Raw genomic sequence first — 16,797 nt, 5'->3', positions numbered from 1 at the left:
GCCTACCCCCTACACTTCCGTCTCACGATCCAGTGGCACTCCCGAGAAATTAGCTCCACGGTCGGGACTCATCTATTAGGGGGCACTCCTCTCTACATCAGCTCCTGCGCTGACAGTCAAAGGTTCGAGCTTTTGGTGGCTTCCCTTCGGCTCTTTTTGAAGCGAAGATTTTGCTCTGAAGAAGGAGGTGCAACCACCCGCATAGAATGGGCTCTTGGGAGGGGTGAAAAAACGATCCACGGTAGGTCGCTCTAAAAACCTACTGTGGGTCGCCTCACCGACCTACGGTAGGTCGTCGATGCGACCCACCGTAGGCTTCTCTAGAGTGTCTTCTCTTCTCCCTCCTATATACTTGGCCTTTCAGCCTCCCTATGTTCCGGAAGTATGATGCTCTCCCTTGTCTGAGCTACCTAGAAAAGACTGCTCCCCTCCGAACTCTATACCTAGAGACCAGGGGGGAGCTTATAAGTGCTATGTCCTACTTGAGTAGAGCTTCTCGCATCAATACAAATACTCTATTTGAGACGTGTCGTTATCTTGTCTCGGAAGACACGCAGTGCTAACAGAGCAAAGAGATAAGCCTTGGCACACCTAGCGTAAAGCGGTCGATTAGGAGTCGTAATGATAGGGGTATAGGCTTTGTTGTAGTTGGCCTTGAGCACCTTTTTGTGCCCGTAGACTCCAGCTGTATCATAGATGGAGTAGCGCAGACCGACTTCCTGAGGCTTGTTGAGTAGGCGGTAGTCTTGCCCTTCGACCAGAGTGGAGCGCATGGACTCGATGGTCTTGGTGTACATGACGGGACCAGTAGTGCGCAGTACACCCCAAAGCCCTGCTCCGTGCTTGAAGGGGCTGTACTCATCGATATTGCGAAGCATCTGTAAGATAACGGCTCTGAGGAAGGGGTGACCAGCGACAGAGGCGATGCACCACTGGATGTATTCGCCACGAGGGAGAAAATTCAGTTCGGGGAAGATCCCGATACCCTCGTACTGCCCTCCTGGGAGGTTGTCCCAATGGGTGAGGATGAACTTATCCTCGGGGCGGAGTACTTCCTTGAGCGGTCGGTCAAGAGAAGACTTTATGTCAATATATACTCCTCCTAGTTCATAGACGAGGAGATAGCGAAAGAAGTCGGCACGTGCCGCACCATAATCTGGAGCAATGCGCTGATAATAGCTCCAAATGACCTCTCCGTAGTGCTCAAGGATGAAGGCTTTGATGTCTTCGTCGTCAAAGAGGTGGTACTGATATTCGGGATTAGAGCGCTTGAGGTACTCAATGTTCTGCTCTATCTCGTGAGGTAGTCCACTCTTTGTTCGATAAGTTTGGAAGATGTGATGACTTATTTCCTTTCCTAATGTCTTTTGAGGTACTAATTCTTGATAATTTATGCTCATTGCCTTATGCCTAACTTTATCTCTATCAATGGGATCATAGCCTATGCTGTTGGCTAGTTCACAAAGATAATGAAAAGGGTCAGTAGTATCGAGCCATCTATCCCTTCAGGGAGGGTGGCATAGCTGCACGGACAGAGCCCCAAGAGGGGGTGAAAAAACGACCCACGGTAGGTCGCTCTAAAAACCTACTGTGGGTCGTCTCACCGACCTACCGTAGGTCGTCGATGCGACCTACAGTGGGTTTCTCCAGAGGGCTTTCGAAGAGCATGTTTATCTATGATCTAAGTGGCTATATGCTCCAGCTTCTAGAGCAGTCTGGGGCATAGCTGCTTACCTCCCCTTAGAGATAAAAGACGTATCCCCTAGAGACTTCCAGAACGAGTCTCTAGGGATACGAGTATATGCGGGTAAGGGGATGGGCTGCGAAGGCCTAGCGTCGTCGCTCACGCCAACTCTTGACGATCGGGTAGAAGACGATCACACCCGAGAGCAAAAGGGTCAAGAGTGTGGGGCCATCGAGTCGAGCTCCACCGAAGAGGATCCAGAGGACGAGGGCAAGCCAGAGGGCAGAGATGATGACCATCTGCACCGGAGTCAAGGGACGACGATAAGCCATGAGCGTAGCAGGAGAAGTAGAGGAATTAGCGACGAAGCAGTTCGGCAGCTTCTCGAGCGAAGTAGGTGAGGATGAGGTCTGCCCCAGCACGCTTGATCGAGAGAAGGCTCTCCATCATGATGCGCTCACGGTCGATCCAGCCATTGAGCCCTGCAGCTTGGATCATCGCATATTCTCCGCTGACCTGATAGGCTGCCAGAGGAAGATCGAAGCGGTCACGAGCCCAGCGCAAGACATCTAGATAAGGCAGGGCGGGCTTGACCATGACGATGTCAGCACCTTCGGCGATATCTCCCTCGATCTCACGCATGGCTTCACGGATGTTCGCAGGATCCATCTGGTAGCTGCGACGGTCGCCGAAGCTGGGGGCAGAGTCTGCTGCGTCACGGAAAGGACCGTAGAAGGCCGAACTGAATTTCGCTGCATACGACATGATCGGTAGCTGTTCGTAGCCAGCTTCGTCTAGTGCCTTACGCATGGCGGCAATACGGCCGTCCATCATGTCCGAAGGTGCAACGATATCGGCTCCCGCTTGGGCGAAGGAGACGGCTTGGCGACAGAGATAGGGCAGCGTAGCATCATTGTCTACGGTGTAGTGATCGTGGAGGATCCCGCAGTGCCCGTGGTCGGTGTACTCGCACATGCAGATGTCTGCGATGACGATGAGTTCGGGGAGAGCTGCCTTCAGAGCCCGTATGCCTTGCTGTACGATACCCTCCTTAGCGTAGGCTTCGCTCCCAGTCTTATCCTTGTGGGCTGGGATGCCGAAGAGCATGACGGAGAGGACACCTACTTCATAGAGCGCTTGGCACTCCTTGACGAGCTCATCGACAGAGAGGCGGTACTGCCCAGGCATGGTCTTGATCTCCTCACGGATGGAGGTGCCGTGGACGACGAAGAGGGGAGCGATGAAGTCCGAGGGCTCAAGGGAAGTCTCACGGACAAGGGCGCGGAGGTTGGGGGTCATGCGCATACGGCGCAGGCGAGTTGTAGGATACATTGTTTAGGGTTGGTTTAGGATCGTGTCGGAGTGGGTAGAGGAAGTCTCTGTCGTCCTTGGTCCATTGACGAAGTAGGGGCAGAGGCGGATGCTGTCTTCCCGGGAGAAGTGCCCTTCGGCACGGAGGACGCTCCACGAGAGCCGAGCGCCGTGTCGGAGAATGAGCTTCCTCAGCGCATTGCTCTGCTCCCGAGAGAGGTAGGGATGCCAAGGGAGTGAGTCAGCTCTGAGGTGGGTGAGGGGATGTCGCTTCGGGGGTGTCTTGATGACAAACCACGGACGAAGGGAGAGGAACTTGTCTTCGTCCATGCCGTAGACCTCCTGAAGCTGTAGGACGGTGTAGTAGCCACCGAGGCGGGTACGAAGAGCGAGGATGCGATGGGCAAAGGCAGGGCCAATCCCTGGGACACGGAGTAGCGTCAGCGAGTCGACCCCATTCAGATCAAGGGAGACATAGCGCTTGTACTTCTCTATGGTCTTGCCCTGCCCCATAGGAGGCCCGACATAGTGGGGGTTCTTGATGAGGGAGTCTTGCTTGCCTAGAGAAGGCTCTTGTGCGAGCTGCCCGTCTAGTGCGTTTTGTCCAGAGTGGGAAATGGGGCTGTGTGGTGCGAAGGCATAGAGCGCCAGCCCTGAGAGGGTGATCAGGGCTAGGATGAAGAGGAACATTCGTTCGCTTCGGCTGGTCGTCATCTTCCTCTGGCGCATGGATGGGGTTAGAGCTGGGGTGTAGTCGTCGGGTCTTGGCGCACGTGGATTGATTCGATCAAGCCATCCTTGAGACTGATCATGCGGTCAGCCTCGGCGGCGAAGGCGGGGTCATGGGTGACGATGACGAAGGTTTGCCCTAGTTCGGCTCTTAGGTCGAAGAAGAGTTGGTGCAGGCTTTCCTTGTTGGCGGTATCGAGGCTCCCTGAAGGTTCGTCGGCGAAGATCACCGCTGGCTCATTGATCAGAGCTCGGGCAACGGCTACACGCTGACTTTCTCCACCCGATAGTTCAGAAGGCTTGTGGGTCATACGTGCTTCGAGCCCAAGACGACAGAGGAGGGCACGGGCTCTGTCCTTGGCTCGGCTTCGTCGATCTCCACGGAGAAGGGCGGGGAGCATCACGTTCTCAAGGGCGGTGAACTCGGGGAGTAATTGATGAGCTTGGAAGATGAAGCCGATCTGTTCGTTTCGTAGTTCAGCTTGCTTGCGAGCGCTGAGGGTTGTCACTTCTTGACCACAGATCTTCAGCGAAGCTCCTGGGCTAGGAGCCTCAAGTGTGCCGAGGATCTGAAGGAGTGTGGTCTTACCTGCTCCACTGGCTCCGACGATCGAGATGACTTCCCGAGCATCAACGCTAAGGTCAATGCCCTTGAGGACTTCAAGCGAGCCGAAGCTCTTATGGATGTTGGTCGCTTCTATGATCATAGGGCTGATGTCGTCTCTGTAGAAGGTGTAGCCTTTTGTAGGTGCTGTATGACGTAGGCAGCGAGGTGGCAACCGAAGAGGGCGGGCATGTAGGAGACAGTACCTGCTGTGGAGCGCTTGCATTGTTCGCCTTGGATCTCCTTCACTGCATTCGGATCGGGAAGCTCGGAGGAGAAGACGACGGGGAGTCCCTTGTGTACACCAAGTTTGCGTAGACGCTTGCGTAGGACTCGAGCTAGCGTACAGCTATTACTGCGACTGAGATCCGCTAGCTGGATCTTGAAGGGATCGCTCTTAGCCCCAGCACCCATCGAACTGATGATCGGCAGACCTCGCTGAAGGGCTTGAGCGATCAGATGGGTCTTGGGGGTAAGGGAGTCAATGGCATCGACGATATAGTCGTAGCGATGACGATCAAGGAGCTCAGTGAGCGATTCATCCTTGAGGAAGGCTTGGATCACCTCAAGCTGGAGGTCGGGATTGATCGAGAGAAGGCGCTCGGCAAGAGCGGAAGACTTCGGCTGTCCGATGGTCTTGGTCGTCGCTATGAGCTGGCGGTTGATATTGGAGGGCTGGACGGTGTCTGCATCGACGATCGTCATGCGCCCAATACCTGCACGAGCGATGAGTTCGGCTGCATAGCCACCCACACCACCCAAGCCAACGACCAGCACATGGCACGCTGCTAGCTCCTTGACACGTTCCTCTCCGAAGAGGAGCTGTGTGCGCTCCGTCCAAGCTGGACTCTCTGGTGGAAGGGTCATCGGATGCCTCGCTGATTAAGGGTCTGCTGATAGCGGTTGGCATTAGCCAGATGCTCAGCGAAGGTAGAGGCGAAGTTGTGATAGCCAGAGAAGTCTTCCCTAGCGCACATATAAAGGAAGTCGTGCTGCTCAGCTGCAAGCACGCTATCGATCGTCAAGGTGCGAGGTAGGACGATGGGCGAAGGAGGAAGCCCCTTCACTTGATAGGTGTTGTAGGGGGAGACGACACGCAGATGCTCTCCACGGATCCGCTTGAGGGAGAAGTCCCCTACGGCATACTTCACCGTGGGGTCAGACTGCAGACGGATGTCCTTCTTGAGTCGATTGAGGTAAAGTCCTGCGATACGTCTGTACTCTTCGGGCTTGGCTGATTCGCTCTCGACGATGGAGGCGAGGGTCGTCACCTCAAGAGGGGAGAGCCCTAGACGAGCTGCTTCTTCGGTGCGCTTCCCCTGCCAGAAGCGGAGGTAACCACTATGGATGCTGTCGAGGACAGCCTTTGCAGAAGCATCCCAAGCAAGAGTCATCGGTTGGCGGATGGCTTGAGCATAGAAGTTCACGCTGGAAGCCCCATAGCTTCTCATGAGATCTGAGTCTTGGAGTAGAGCTTGTAGACTGTCGGCCTTGACCCAAAGGTGCTGGGCGAAGAAGTCCACCAGCTCCTTATTGGTGCGTAGCGCAAGAGGGGTCAGTGTCAGAGGAGACTGCTCTCCATGCTGGAGGAGCTCAATGACTTCGAGCATCGTGTAGTCACGGGGCACGGCATAGCGACCCGAACGTAGAGGATGCTGAGCGTCGCTAAGCCCCTTCCAAGAAGCTAGACGATTGAAGATGCGGGGGAAGCGTAGCCAGAGCTTCTTCTGGAGCTGGGCATTGAGGTCTTGATAGCTACTTCCAGGAGCGACGAAGATATAGGTCGTGTCAGTAGCGGGGCGACCTGCGGGTGTCATATAGAGGTAGCCGCCCGTGAGCCCGACCCCGACGAGGAGTACTAGGAGGAGTATGACGAAGACTCGAGTCCACCTACGCCCATGGTGATGACCTCGATGATGCCCTCGTGAGGCGAAGGCGCGCCGTCCGTTGAGGCGCTGGTAGTAGGCTACAGAGTGCTTGCTCATACGCTGGAGGAGAGATTGGGTTTAATGAAGGATGTCGGCAGGCTCGTCAAGACGGCGAAGCTCTGTACCACGGATGGAGAAGAACGAGGGGAGCGACTGTACATTGTAGTCGACTGCTGCCTCACGGCTCAGATCCTGCATGCAGATCCAAGGGAGGGAACGAGAGGCATTCTTCCAAAGATAGGCATCTTGGTCGAGTGAGACCTCGAAGATCAAGAGATCGGGGTGTGCACTCTGCAGGCGACGGAGCTCTGCGACGAGTGCTGGCGACCAAGCCGCTGCATAGCTAGTGAAGGAGACGAGCACGGGGCGACCCTTCGCCACTTCGGCACGGAGGGAGCGTAGCTGCCCCTGCTGATCCTTGAGTTGGATCTCGGGGAAGGCCACGGCTTCGACGTTGCGTGCCGAGAGACTGTCGGGCTGCGCTGCCTGTCGTCTTGCCCGAGCAAGAGCTACGGAGTGTAGGGCAGCTTGCTTCAGAAGCGGGGTGTAAGGTGCCGTGGGGTAGAAGGCTTCGTAGGCGGTGCCGACGGCAGCGAAAGCACGGTCATCCCCTGGAGTGTCGACGGAGAAGTATGTGCCGCCATTGTAGCTCTGGAAGAGGGCGAAGTAGGCCGCTGGGCTCTTAGGATCGCTGTAGATGTAGCGAGCGGTGAGCTCTTCCTTGAGCTTGGAGGAGAGGGAGTCTATGGAGCTGAGGGCAGAGGCATGCGAGATGGTCCCAGCCTGAAGGGCGGTGAGGATACCTTCGATCTTCTTGTCGGTAGCCGAGCGCAGGAGGGCGATCTCACGGATCTGCTCGTTGGCCTTGTCTGCCGACTTGATCTTGTAGGAGGAGAAGAGGTCCTTACCCGAAGCAGAGAGGGATAGTCTCGTCGTAGAGTCTGCGGTGAAGGGGACGAAGCTCTCACCTAGGCGTAGACGGAAGAAGGCCGGATAGCTGTGTCCTTCTCCTCGGAAGGTGAAGTGTCCACCCTCGTCGAGGGTCACTGAGTCTAGTACTGTGGGTTCGTCGGTGTCGGTGGACTCAAGGTAGAGCACTTGGCCTGAGGCATCGGTGATCGTCCCTTCGGCGACAAATTCGCTTGAGCTACCTCCTGAGCAGGAGGTTAGGATGAAGGGAAGGAGGAGGACTAGGCGGAGTGTCTTTGTATTCATGATCTGCCGTATGATGGGGATAGGAATGGGTATTCTGTGAGAAGGGGGGCTTAATTCTGGGGAGCCCAGTATTCGCCCGTAGCAAGGAGAAGCTCCTCTGCGTGTGCGATCTCGGCGAAGAGCTCTTCGCGTGTCGTAGCACGGAGCATGGCGATGCGTACGGGACGGAAGTGGTCGATCCCCTTGAAGATGGGGCTCGCTGCGATATGTCGGCGGCTGTGCAGGATGCCTCGCCGCTCATCGAGCTTGCGGATATTGTTGTCTACGAGTTGGCGAAGGATATCGACGTAGAAGGCTTTGGCACGTAGGGGAAGCTGCTCTCCCGCCTGGAGGAAGTGCTTCATCTGCTCGAAGATCCAAGGCTGCCCAATGGTGGCACGTCCGACCATCACCCCATCGACACCGTAGCGATCGAAGGCGAGCTTGGCCTCTTCAGCCGAGGTGATATCCCCGTTGCCGATGATGGGGATGTGCATGCGGGGGTTGTCCTTGACAGCACCGATGAGTGTCCAGTCAGCCTGACCCGTGTACATCTGAGCACGGGTGCGTCCATGGATGGTGAGGGCTTGGATGCCTACATCCTGCAGGGCTTCGGCTAGGGTAACGATGATCTTGCTATCGTTATCCCAGCCAAGGCGGGTCTTCACTGTGACGGGGATTTTGACGGCCTTGACGATCTCCTCGACGATGCGGAGCATCTGGTCGGGACAGCGAAGCATACCGCTCCCTGCTCCCTTGCCAGCCACCCGCTTGACGGGGCAACCAAAATTGAGGTCCAGCACCTCGGGTCCAGCAGCCTCGGCGATACGAGCCGCCTCGACCATGGGCTCTACCTCACGGCCGTAGATCTGGATGGCTACGGGACGCTCCTCGGGGTCAATCTCGAGCTTGCGCGTCGTACCTGCTACTTGGCGAATGAGGGCGTCGGCACTGAGGAACTCCGTGTACACCATATCTGCTCCGAAGCGCTTACAGAGGAGGCGGAATGCTACATCCGTCACATCCTCCATAGGGGCAAGGAGTAGGGGGCGCTCCCCGAGATCGACTTTACCTATCTTCATTCGTCTGCTGTGCTAAGTATTGGTTGGCTGTGTCTAGAGCCTCGTGAATATTCGAACAAATATACGGCTCTCCTATGAGATCCGCTATCCCAGTAGCTTGGAGCGTCGTATGTACAGAGGGGCGCACGCCAGAGAGGACAAGACGGATGCCTTCGCTCTGTGAAGTCTCGATGAGGATGCGGAGGTTGCGTACGGCAGTCGAGTCCATGAAGGGCACCTGACGCATACGCAGGATGCGCACCTGAGGACGGGCCTTCGTGGCTAGGACGATCTCTTCGAAGCGGTTCGCAATACCGAAGAAGAACGGTCCTTCGATCTCGTAGACCTCGATCCCCTTTGGGAGGTGAAGCGTCTCTTCTCCGCCTTGGTGCTGACTGTCATCCTCCTCGGAGTGGAGCTGGAGCTTGTCTCGGGAGACGACGATACGTGTTGATTCGATCACTCGGCGCATGAAGAGGAGCATCGCGAGAAGTAGCCCAAGCTCGATGGCGATGGTGAGGTCGAAGAGTACGGTCAGCAGGAAGGTCACCAGAAGCACAGCCGCATCGCTACGAGGCCCACGGAGGGACGCACGTACGGAGCGCCAGCCACTCATGTTATAAGAGATGACCACGAGCACCCCCGAGAGGCAGGCCATGGGGATGTAGGCCATCAGAGGCATGAGGAAGAGGAAGATGAGGAGCAGGACGATGGCATGGGTGATCCCAGCGACGGGCGTGCGACCTCCGTTGTTGATGTTGGTCATGGTGCGAGCGATCGCTCCCGTGACGGGGATCCCTCCGAAGAAGGGGACGATGATGTTCGCTACCCCTTGAGCCATCAGTTCGGTGTTGGAGCGATGGCGCTCACCGATGACCCCGTCGGCTACACTTGCCGAGAGGAGGGACTCGATAGCCCCGAGGATGGCGATGGTGAAGGCGGGGCCGATGAGGCGCTCTAGGGTTGCCCAGCTTAGCTCGGGAGCGACGAGGTCGGGGATACGGGCCGAGATGGTGTAGCGGTCCCCGATGGTGTCAAGACCCGTGACGCCAGCATACTCCTTGAGCAGATAGCAGGCGATGGTCATCACGACGATGGCGACGAGCGAGCCGGGGATGACCTTCGTCAGCCGAGGGGTTAGCTGGATGATGAGGATGCTCCCGAGGCCGATCAGTAGGGTAGGCAGGTGCGTCAAGCCCAGAGAGGAGAGGAGGACACCCCACTTAGGCACAAACTCCTTCGGCAGACCTGTCAGGCCGAGACCGAAGAGATCATTGACCTGTGTGGTGAAGATCGTCACGGCGATCCCCGCCGTGAAGCCTAGGATGATGGGGTAGGGGATGAACTTGATCAGCGACCCCAGCCTCAGTGCACCCATCAGCAGGAGTAAGATCCCTGCCATGAGCGTGGCTATCAAGAGTCCACTCTGCCCGTACTCCCCGATGATCCCTAGGACGATGATGATGAAGGCACCCGTAGGCCCTCCGATCTGGACGGAGCTTCCCCCGAGGGCGGAGACGATGAGCCCCCCGAGGACGGCCGTGATGAGCCCTACTTCGGGCGACACTCCGCTGGCGATAGCGAAGGCGATGGCCATGGGGAGGGCGACGATACCGACGATGAGTCCTGCCATCAGGTCTCGGGTAAGCGCCTGCTTCGTATAGCCTCGGAGGCTATCGACGATCATGGGGCGAAAGTTCAATTTGTTCATCATTAAGCTTACTTCTAGCCAACTGGTGTTTTGGGCATACAAAGATAAGGAAAAGCCCCCGTGCCTCTGGGGGGGCTGGCCCCGAGGACAGGGCTTTCGTATCGAAATCCTCCGGTGCAATTGGCTCCCCCATACGTAGCATCGTCTCTACGTGTACTCCTCGTTGCACATCGAGACCGCTACATATCCTATTGCCCGTCCAGCGAGGGTAGAGCCGGAAACAAGACAGGAGAAGGCACCTGCCTTCTCCTGCTAGTTTGTCCAAGGTAGCCCCTATGCAAAGGCGAGCTTCAGTATGCTTTGCCCGAAGCTATCCACGCATCATACAAAGGAGCTTTCCCTACTTCTTTACCCGTCGTAGCGTACAGATTTCTGCCAGATAGCCCCTAGGAGGGATATAATCAGGGATATTCGGAATCTCATCAATTGCAATAATAAATCCCCGGCGTAGCACGATCGTGTCTTGATCAGCATTTATATAGAGAAATACATCGACTGCCGCCTTATAGGGCTTGTCATCTTCCCCATAAGAGAAGAGGACCATATAGCTATTAGGGTCTACAGCCTTTTTCTCCTTATCCCATCGAAAGTCAATGCCTCGGATGAAAGAAGTCCCAGGGATTAGGTTCCTGGTCGGCGTGGTAGCTGGCTTACCATCCTTAGTGATTGATAGGTCCAAGCCCAGGGCATCAAACCAATAGTCTCCGAAGTGATCTACTTTCTTTTGTACCGCGATACGGACACGCCACTGGTAGTTCCCAACGCCAACGCCTTCCCATTCACCAGCGAACTTATCAAGGTCGTGGTGTAGGTCTATAAAGTAGTAGCCTCGAGGATTGTCTTGATTTTCTCTTGACACTCGTCGGTAGTCGCGCAAGGCTGCTACTCGCGTCTGAGCATAGCAGGCTTCTGAACGGACGAGTAAGACTGGTAATAAGAGTAAGGCGAGCCTAAAGGTAGAGGTGATAAATCGGAGCATAGTATGTCGTTTGTGTGATGTGATCTCCCTACTTCTTTACCCGTCGTAGCGTACAGATTTCTGCCAGAAGGCCCCTAGGAGGGATATAATCAGGGATGTTCGGAATCTCATCAATCGCAATAATAGCTCCCCGACGTAGCACGATCGTATCTTGATCAGCATTCATATAGAGGTACACTTGGACTGCCGCCTGATAGGGCTTGTCAGCTTCCCCATAGGAGAAGAGAACCGTATAGATATTAGGGTCTACAGACTTTTTCTCCCTATCCCATAGAAGGTTAGTGCCTCGGATGAGAGAAGTCCCAGGGATTAGGTCCATGGTCGGCGTGATAGCTGCCTTACCATCCTTAGTGATTGATAGTCCCAATCCCAGGGCATCAGACCAATAGTCTCCGAAGTAGTCTACTTTCTTTTGCACCGCGATACGGACACGCCAGTGATAGTCCGCAACGCCAACGCCTTCCCACTCACCTGCGAACTTATCAAGGTCGTGGTGTTGATCCTCAAAGTAGTAGCCTCGAGGAAAGTTTCGATTCTCCTCTGATATCCTTTTTTTGTCGCGTAGGGAAGCTACTTGTGTCTGAGCATGAGAGGGCTCTGAAAGGGCGAGTAAGGCTGGTAATAAGAGTAAGGCGAGCCTAACGGTAGAGGTGACAAATCGGAGCATAGGTATAAAGGTGTATGTCATTTATGTGATCTATCTATTTCTTTACCCGTCGTAGCGTGCAGATTTCTGCCAGAAGGCCCCCAGCAATGACATAATCAGGGATATTCGGAATCTCATCAATCGCAATAATAACTCCCTGACGTAGCACGATCGTATCTTGATCAGTATTCATGTAGAGATACACGACGATTGCCGCCTTATAGGGCTTGTCAGCTTCCCCATAAGAGAAGAGGACCATATAGGTATTAGGGTCTACTGACTGTTTCTCCCGATCCCATCGAAAGTCAGTGCCTCGGATGAAAGAAGTCCCAGGGATTAGCCTTCTGGTCGGCGTGATAGCTGGCTTACCATCCTTAGTGATTGATAGGTCCAAGCCCAGAGCGTCAGACCAATAGTCTCCGAAGTAGTCTACTTTCTTTTGCACCGCGATACGGACACGCCAGTGATAGTCCGCAACGCCAACGCCTTCCCACTCACCTGCGAACTTATCAAGGTCGTGGTGTTGATCCTCAAAGTAGTAGCCTCGAGGAAAGTTTCGATTCTCCTCTGGTATCCTTTCTTTGTCGCGCAAGGCCACTACTTGCGTCTGAGCAGAGATCCTCGCTCCAGAGAGAAGGAGTAGAGAGTAGAAGAGTAAGGCTGAGACTACCCTTACAACAAACATTCCCCGTCGCCTTTTGGTCTCATCTGCAATCATGGGGCAAAAGTTTAGTTTGTTCATCATTAAGCTGCTTGTCACTTCTAGCCAGTAGGTGTTTTAGCCATATAAAGATAGCGAAAAGCCCCCCGAGTCGTAGGGGAGGGAAACCAGGGGTGAAGGGTCGGGCTTCGTAGGGAGAAAAAAGGAGGGCAAGACTACCCGCTCCCAGAGCGACTTCTCGGAGGGTCAAAAAGGACCCTACGGTAGGTCGTCGAAAAAACCTACTGTAGGTCGTCACTGCGACCCACTGTGGGTCGTCTCGACGACCTACCGTAGGTTTTTTTGAGGTCCTCTAAGCAGGTGCTCCGCCTCCCCTAGAGAGTCGTCCGCCGTTATACCCCGTATCGGCTTGCAAATGTGGCAGAAAATAGCGAAAATTGTAGTCCCAAAAGACTTGTCTGAAGGTGGGGCGGAGACCGAGGTCTTCTCCCCTCCTTCAGCGTGCATCAAAGAGAGCAACATTATGATAGAAGAGAAGTACAAGGCCGTAGTCCTTGGCGCTGGCGAGAGTGGTATCGGCGCAGCCCTGTTATACCAAAGCCGTGGAATATCCGTCTTCGTCTCCGACTACGGACACATTGCCCCCAAGTACAAGGCTGAGCTCGAGGAGCAAGGCATCCCCTACGAAGAAGGGACGCACAGCACCGAACTGATCCTCCGTGCCGAGGAGATCGTCAAGAGCCCAGGGATCCCCGAGAAGGCACCCATCATGCAGGCCATCCGTGGGGCAGGTATCCCCGTGATCTCTGAGATCGAACTGGCAGGTCGCTACCTCAAGGGCAAGGTGATCGGGATCACAGGTAGTAATGGTAAGACGACTACGACCATGTGGCTACACCACATCCTCTCCGAGGCAGGGATGAAGCCTGGTCTGGCAGGGAACGTCGGCTTCAGCCTTGCTCGCCAAGTCATCCCAGAGGAGCAGCCCGAGTACTTCGTCGTCGAGCTGAGTAGCTTCCAGCTGGATGATATGTACAGCTTCCGTGTGCATATCGCCCTACTGATGAATATCACGCCCGACCACCTCGATCGCTACCACTACAACTTCGAAGAGTATGCTCTGGCGAAGATGCGCATCCTGCAGAATCAGACCGCAGAGGATGCCTTCATCTACTGGGGTGAAGACGACTTCACCTCCCGCTATGTCATGGCGCACCAGCCTATGCCCATGCAGACGCTTCCCTTCCTGACCTATCCTCAGGTAGGCTCAGCGGCGGACAAGTCGGATGACAATATGATGCGCCTGCACTTCGACGATCATCACTTCGAGTTCCCTATCGATCAGCTTGCTCTCCAGGGACCGCACAACCTGCAGAACGCTATGGCGGCTTCCATCGCAGCCCTGCGCCTAGGTGTCTCGACAGAGGTGCTTACTAAGGCGCTCAAGGACTTCGTCAATGTGCCTCACCGCCTAGAGAAGGTCGGTGTCCTCGATGGTGTACGCTATATCAATGACTCCAAGGCAACCAACGTCAGCTCCACCTACTATGCACTTAGGACGATGACCACTCCCTATGTGCTCATCCTCGGGGGCGAAGACAAGGGGAATGACTACATGGATATCACCGACCTCATCACAGCTGGTGCTCGTGGTCTGGTCTTCCTTACCACCGATGTGCTCAAGCTCTACAAGAGCTTCCACGGCAAGGTGCCTCAGATCGCTTCGGCACTCTCCATGGAGGAGGCTATAGCACATGCCCGCCAGATGGCTCAGCCGGGGGATACGGTCCTGCTCTCGCCAGCCTGTGCGAGCTTCGACCTCTTCCAGAGCTATATCCATCGAGGCGATTGCTTCCGTGAAGTCGTACAGTCTCTGATCCAAGACGAGGAGAAGCATGGCTAGTGCTGCGCTCGACCATGCCAAGAGTCGCTCTTGGTATCAGCGGATCTTCGCAGGGAATGGACTTCTGTGGTTCCTCTACTTCGTCCTCATCCTTGCCTCGCTGATCACCGTCTCGAGTGCAATTAGTTCGGAGTACTACAAGAGTATCTCCCGTGGAGGGCTCAACCCCATCCTCAAGCATTCGCTGATGCTGGTCATCGGCGTGGCTTCGGCCATCGTCATGAGTATGCTCTCGGGCAAGGCTTACCGCTATGTCTTGCCTCGAGTGAGTACGCTCGTGATGGTGCTTCTCTTCATTGCCCAGATCGTCCTCGGGCATAGCGCCAATGGGGCAGAGCGATGGATCAACCTCGGCTTCATCACCATCCAGCCTGCCGAATTCCTCCGTGTCTATATGGTCATCTGGGGAGCTTTCGTAGCAGGGAAGGACCAAGAAGAGGATCCCCGCAAGGTGAAGAACTATGCCCTCTACTGGCTTAGGATATTGATCTTCTCCGTCTTCGTGATGCTGGGCAACCTATCGACCTTCTTGATCTTCTTGGCCTTCCTTTACCTCTATTCATGGGTCTTGAAGGCACCGAAGCGCTTCATGTACTGGGTGTCGGGGATCGGAGGGATCTTGGCAGCTCTCTTTGCGCTCTATATCCTCTTCGCTCCTGAGAGTCTGCTCGTCGGGCGTACGCTCACTTGGCACAACCGTATCCATGGTGCTCTCACGGAGCAGACGGATCGCTTCGCTATCACCGATGCCAACCGTCAGGAGCAGATGGGGCGTATGGCCATTGCTAATTCGCAACTCATAGGGCGAGGTCCTGGGAAGAGTAAGATGCGAGACTCCCTTTCGCTCGCCTATTCCGACTACCTCTATGCCATCATCATCGAGGAGTATGGCATCCTCGGGCTGCTCTTCATCCCCAGCCTCTACTTCTGCTGGATGTTCTTCGCTTATCGGGAGGCCCGAAAGCAAACCAATGTCTACCGAAGCAACCTCATCAAGGGCTTCGGTATCCTCTACCCACTACAGGCTTTGGTCAATATGATCGTAGCCTCGGGGGTCATCACCACGGGGCAGACCCTCCCGCTGATCAGCTACGGGGGCTCCTCGATCATCGCTACCAGCATGGCCTTCGGGATCATGATCGGCGCATCGCGTGTCGATAAGCCCAAGCGTGTAGAAGCTCCTATCGAAGAAGCGGTCGCAGAGGAAGTCCCTCTAGAGGCCGAAGAGGTAGAGCCTAACGAAGACGAACAAATAGATACACTATGATACAGCGAGCCATCATTAGCGGTGGAGGAACGGGCGGTCATATCTTCCCCGCCGTCTCCATCGCCGAAGCTCTCCGCCGTCGCTACCCCGATATCGACATCCTCTTCATCGGGGCAGAGGGACGTATGGAGATGCAGCGTGTGCCCCAAGCGGGCTTCCCCATCCGAGGACTGAAGATCCGTGGCCTTGACCGAAAGCATCTGTGGCGCAATGTGGGGGTCGTACGTGACTTCCTGCGTGCACTCATCACTGCTCGTGATATCATCCGGCAGTTCAAGCCCCAGATCGTCATCGGTGTCGGAGGCTATGCCAGCGCCCCGACGCTCAAGGCCGCTCAGAGCTTAGGTATCCCCACGCTTATTCAGGAGCAGAACTCTTACGCAGGGGTGACGAATAAGTTCCTCGCTCGGCGAGCGGACAAGATCTGTGTCGCTTATCCCGACATGGAGCGCTTCTTCCCTAAGGATAAGATCGTCATGACGGGCAATCCCATTCGTCCTGCCATTGAGCACCTCAATGCAGAGCGACAGGAAGCCTTGGAGCACTTCGGCCTCCCTCTGGATACAGAGCGGGTGGTGGTCGTCGTGGGCGGTAGCTTAGGTGCTCGTAGTATCAATGAGAGTATTGGCTCTCGTCTCAAGGAATGGGCGGACTCAGGTGTTGCGCTTATCTGGCAGACGGGGGTAGGCTTCGAAGAGAAGGCGAAGGAGCTTCTAGCAGGTTACCACTTCCCCGTTTATTCGTCTGCCTTCATCCAGCGTATGGATCTAGCCTATACGATCGCCGATGTCGTGGTCTCTCGTGCTGGAGCAAGTGCTATCTCGGAGCTCTGTCTCCTAGGTAAGCCGACGATCCTCGTTCCCTCCCCTAATGTGGCTGAAGACCATCAGACGAAGAATGCCTTGGCTCTCTCGATGCGTTCGGCTGCGATCCTCATCCCCGACAAGGAGGCAAGAGAGGAACTGACCCCTCGGGCTATTGCGCTGGTGAAGGACGCTACGCAGTGTGCTTCGCTCTCGGAGGAGATCCGTAAGCTCGCCCTTACCTCCGCTGCCGACAAGATCGTCGATGAGGTAGAGCTCCTGCTCTCTTCACCTAAGGCCTAGTTGATAGATCCTA

General features: G+C 55.5%; 16 protein-coding genes. 3 read left to right on the top strand and 13 right to left on the bottom strand.

The annotated features are described in order from the left end of the window. Positions 1-515: 515 nt before the first annotated feature. The 13 genes from Q0336_RS07420 to Q0336_RS07360 all read right to left on the bottom strand — a co-directional run bounded on the left by Q0336_RS07420 (position 516) and on the right by Q0336_RS07360 (position 12,592). Positions 516-1,400, bottom strand: a complete 885-nt coding sequence (locus tag Q0336_RS07420; protein WP_298527260.1) for a glycosyltransferase — start codon at positions 1,398-1,400, stop codon at positions 516-518. A gap of 430 nt (positions 1,401-1,830) precedes the next feature. Next, the gene (locus Q0336_RS07415; protein WP_298527258.1) at positions 1,831-2,016 is read right to left on the bottom strand and encodes a hypothetical protein; all 186 of its coding nucleotides are present in this window, start codon (positions 2,014-2,016) and stop codon (positions 1,831-1,833) included. A gap of 25 nt (positions 2,017-2,041) precedes the next feature. After that, entirely contained in the window at positions 2,042-3,016 is a 975-nt protein-coding gene (hemB, locus tag Q0336_RS07410) for a porphobilinogen synthase (protein ID WP_298527255.1), read from the bottom strand. A 3-nt stretch (positions 3,017-3,019) separates the two neighbouring features. After that, complete coding sequence (locus Q0336_RS07405; protein WP_298527252.1) at positions 3,020-3,724, bottom strand: helix-hairpin-helix domain-containing protein; 705 nt, start codon at positions 3,722-3,724, stop codon at positions 3,020-3,022. A gap of 8 nt (positions 3,725-3,732) precedes the next feature. Further along, on the bottom strand, positions 3,733-4,431 hold the full coding sequence (locus Q0336_RS07400) for an ABC transporter ATP-binding protein (protein WP_298527250.1): 699 nt from the start codon (positions 4,429-4,431) through the stop codon (positions 3,733-3,735). Then, positions 4,428-5,195: a tRNA threonylcarbamoyladenosine dehydratase gene (locus Q0336_RS07395; protein WP_298527247.1), complete on the bottom strand. Its 768-nt coding sequence runs from the start codon at positions 5,193-5,195 to the stop codon at positions 4,428-4,430. The genes Q0336_RS07400 and Q0336_RS07395 overlap by 4 nt, the downstream gene beginning before the upstream one ends. Next, complete coding sequence (gene mltG / locus Q0336_RS07390) at positions 5,192-6,313, bottom strand: endolytic transglycosylase MltG (protein WP_298527244.1); 1,122 nt, start codon at positions 6,311-6,313, stop codon at positions 5,192-5,194. The genes Q0336_RS07395 and mltG overlap by 4 nt, the downstream gene beginning before the upstream one ends. Positions 6,314-6,334: 21 nt before the next feature. Beyond that, a complete protein-coding gene (locus Q0336_RS07385) occupies positions 6,335-7,471 on the bottom strand; it encodes a DUF4369 domain-containing protein (RefSeq protein ID WP_298527242.1) in 1,137 nt (378 codons plus the stop codon). A gap of 50 nt (positions 7,472-7,521) precedes the next feature. Then, a complete protein-coding gene (gene dusB, locus Q0336_RS07380; RefSeq protein WP_298527240.1) occupies positions 7,522-8,532 on the bottom strand; it encodes a tRNA dihydrouridine synthase DusB in 1,011 nt (336 codons plus the stop codon). Next, complete coding sequence (locus tag Q0336_RS07375) at positions 8,519-10,222, bottom strand: SulP family inorganic anion transporter (protein ID WP_298527333.1); 1,704 nt, start codon at positions 10,220-10,222, stop codon at positions 8,519-8,521. The genes dusB and Q0336_RS07375 overlap by 14 nt, the downstream gene beginning before the upstream one ends. Before the next feature lie 340 nt (positions 10,223-10,562). Next, on the bottom strand, positions 10,563-11,081 hold the full coding sequence (locus Q0336_RS07370; protein ID WP_298527238.1) for a hypothetical protein: 519 nt from the start codon (positions 11,079-11,081) through the stop codon (positions 10,563-10,565). Positions 11,082-11,229: 148 nt separating this feature from the next. Beyond that, a complete protein-coding gene (locus Q0336_RS07365) occupies positions 11,230-11,619 on the bottom strand; it encodes a hypothetical protein (protein WP_298527236.1) in 390 nt (129 codons plus the stop codon). A gap of 283 nt (positions 11,620-11,902) precedes the next feature. Further along, positions 11,903-12,592, bottom strand: a complete 690-nt coding sequence (locus Q0336_RS07360; protein ID WP_298527233.1) for a hypothetical protein — start codon at positions 12,590-12,592, stop codon at positions 11,903-11,905. A 439-nt stretch (positions 12,593-13,031) separates the two neighbouring features. Here Q0336_RS07360 and murD point away from each other — a divergent pair, with 439 nt between their 5' ends. From murD to murG, 3 genes are read left to right on the top strand one after another with little or no spacing between them, the layout of a single operon-like run. Beyond that, positions 13,032-14,411 carry a UDP-N-acetylmuramoyl-L-alanine--D-glutamate ligase gene (gene murD, locus Q0336_RS07355; protein WP_298527231.1) on the top strand — a complete coding sequence of 460 codons (1,380 nt, stop codon included), beginning with the start codon at positions 13,032-13,034 and terminating at the stop codon, positions 14,409-14,411. Beyond that, entirely contained in the window at positions 14,404-15,678 is a 1,275-nt protein-coding gene (locus tag Q0336_RS07350) for an FtsW/RodA/SpoVE family cell cycle protein (protein ID WP_298527228.1), read from the top strand. The genes murD and Q0336_RS07350 overlap by 8 nt, the downstream gene beginning before the upstream one ends. Further along, positions 15,675-16,784, top strand: coding sequence for an undecaprenyldiphospho-muramoylpentapeptide beta-N-acetylglucosaminyltransferase (gene murG, locus Q0336_RS07345; RefSeq protein WP_298527226.1), 1,110 nt, complete (start codon positions 15,675-15,677; stop codon positions 16,782-16,784). Before Q0336_RS07350 ends, murG begins: the two co-directional genes overlap by 4 nt. The last annotated feature ends 13 nt before the right edge of the window (positions 16,785-16,797 follow it).

Source organism: uncultured Porphyromonas sp., assembly GCF_938039215.1.
GTDB lineage: Bacteria > Bacteroidota > Bacteroidia > Bacteroidales > Porphyromonadaceae > Porphyromonas.
Note: the sequence above shows the minus strand (reverse complement) of the source record. Positions and strands in the feature narration are given on the sequence as shown.

Coding starts and splice junctions, on each gene's coding strand:
- Q0336_RS07420 (WP_298527260.1), bottom strand. CDS start 1,400: ATGAGCATAAATTATCAAGAATTAGTACCTCAAAAGACATTAGGAAAG.
- Q0336_RS07415 (WP_298527258.1), bottom strand. CDS start 2,016: ATGGCTTATCGTCGTCCCTTGACTCCGGTGCAGATGGTCATCATCTCT.
- hemB (WP_298527255.1), bottom strand. CDS start 3,016: ATGTATCCTACAACTCGCCTGCGCCGTATGCGCATGACCCCCAACCTC.
- Q0336_RS07405 (WP_298527252.1), bottom strand. CDS start 3,724: ATGCGCCAGAGGAAGATGACGACCAGCCGAAGCGAACGAATGTTCCTC.
- Q0336_RS07400 (WP_298527250.1), bottom strand. CDS start 4,431: ATGATCATAGAAGCGACCAACATCCATAAGAGCTTCGGCTCGCTTGAA.
- Q0336_RS07395 (WP_298527247.1), bottom strand. CDS start 5,195: ATGACCCTTCCACCAGAGAGTCCAGCTTGGACGGAGCGCACACAGCTC.
- mltG (WP_298527244.1), bottom strand. CDS start 6,313: ATGAGCAAGCACTCTGTAGCCTACTACCAGCGCCTCAACGGACGGCGC.
- Q0336_RS07385 (WP_298527242.1), bottom strand. CDS start 7,471: ATGAATACAAAGACACTCCGCCTAGTCCTCCTCCTTCCCTTCATCCTA.
- dusB (WP_298527240.1), bottom strand. CDS start 8,532: ATGAAGATAGGTAAAGTCGATCTCGGGGAGCGCCCCCTACTCCTTGCC.
- Q0336_RS07375 (WP_298527333.1), bottom strand. CDS start 10,222: ATGAACAAATTGAACTTTCGCCCCATGATCGTCGATAGCCTCCGAGGC.
- Q0336_RS07360 (WP_298527233.1), bottom strand. CDS start 12,592: ATGATGAACAAACTAAACTTTTGCCCCATGATTGCAGATGAGACCAAA.
- murD (WP_298527231.1), top strand. CDS start 13,032: ATGATAGAAGAGAAGTACAAGGCCGTAGTCCTTGGCGCTGGCGAGAGT.
- Q0336_RS07350 (WP_298527228.1), top strand. CDS start 14,404: ATGGCTAGTGCTGCGCTCGACCATGCCAAGAGTCGCTCTTGGTATCAG.
- murG (WP_298527226.1), top strand. CDS start 15,675: ATGATACAGCGAGCCATCATTAGCGGTGGAGGAACGGGCGGTCATATC.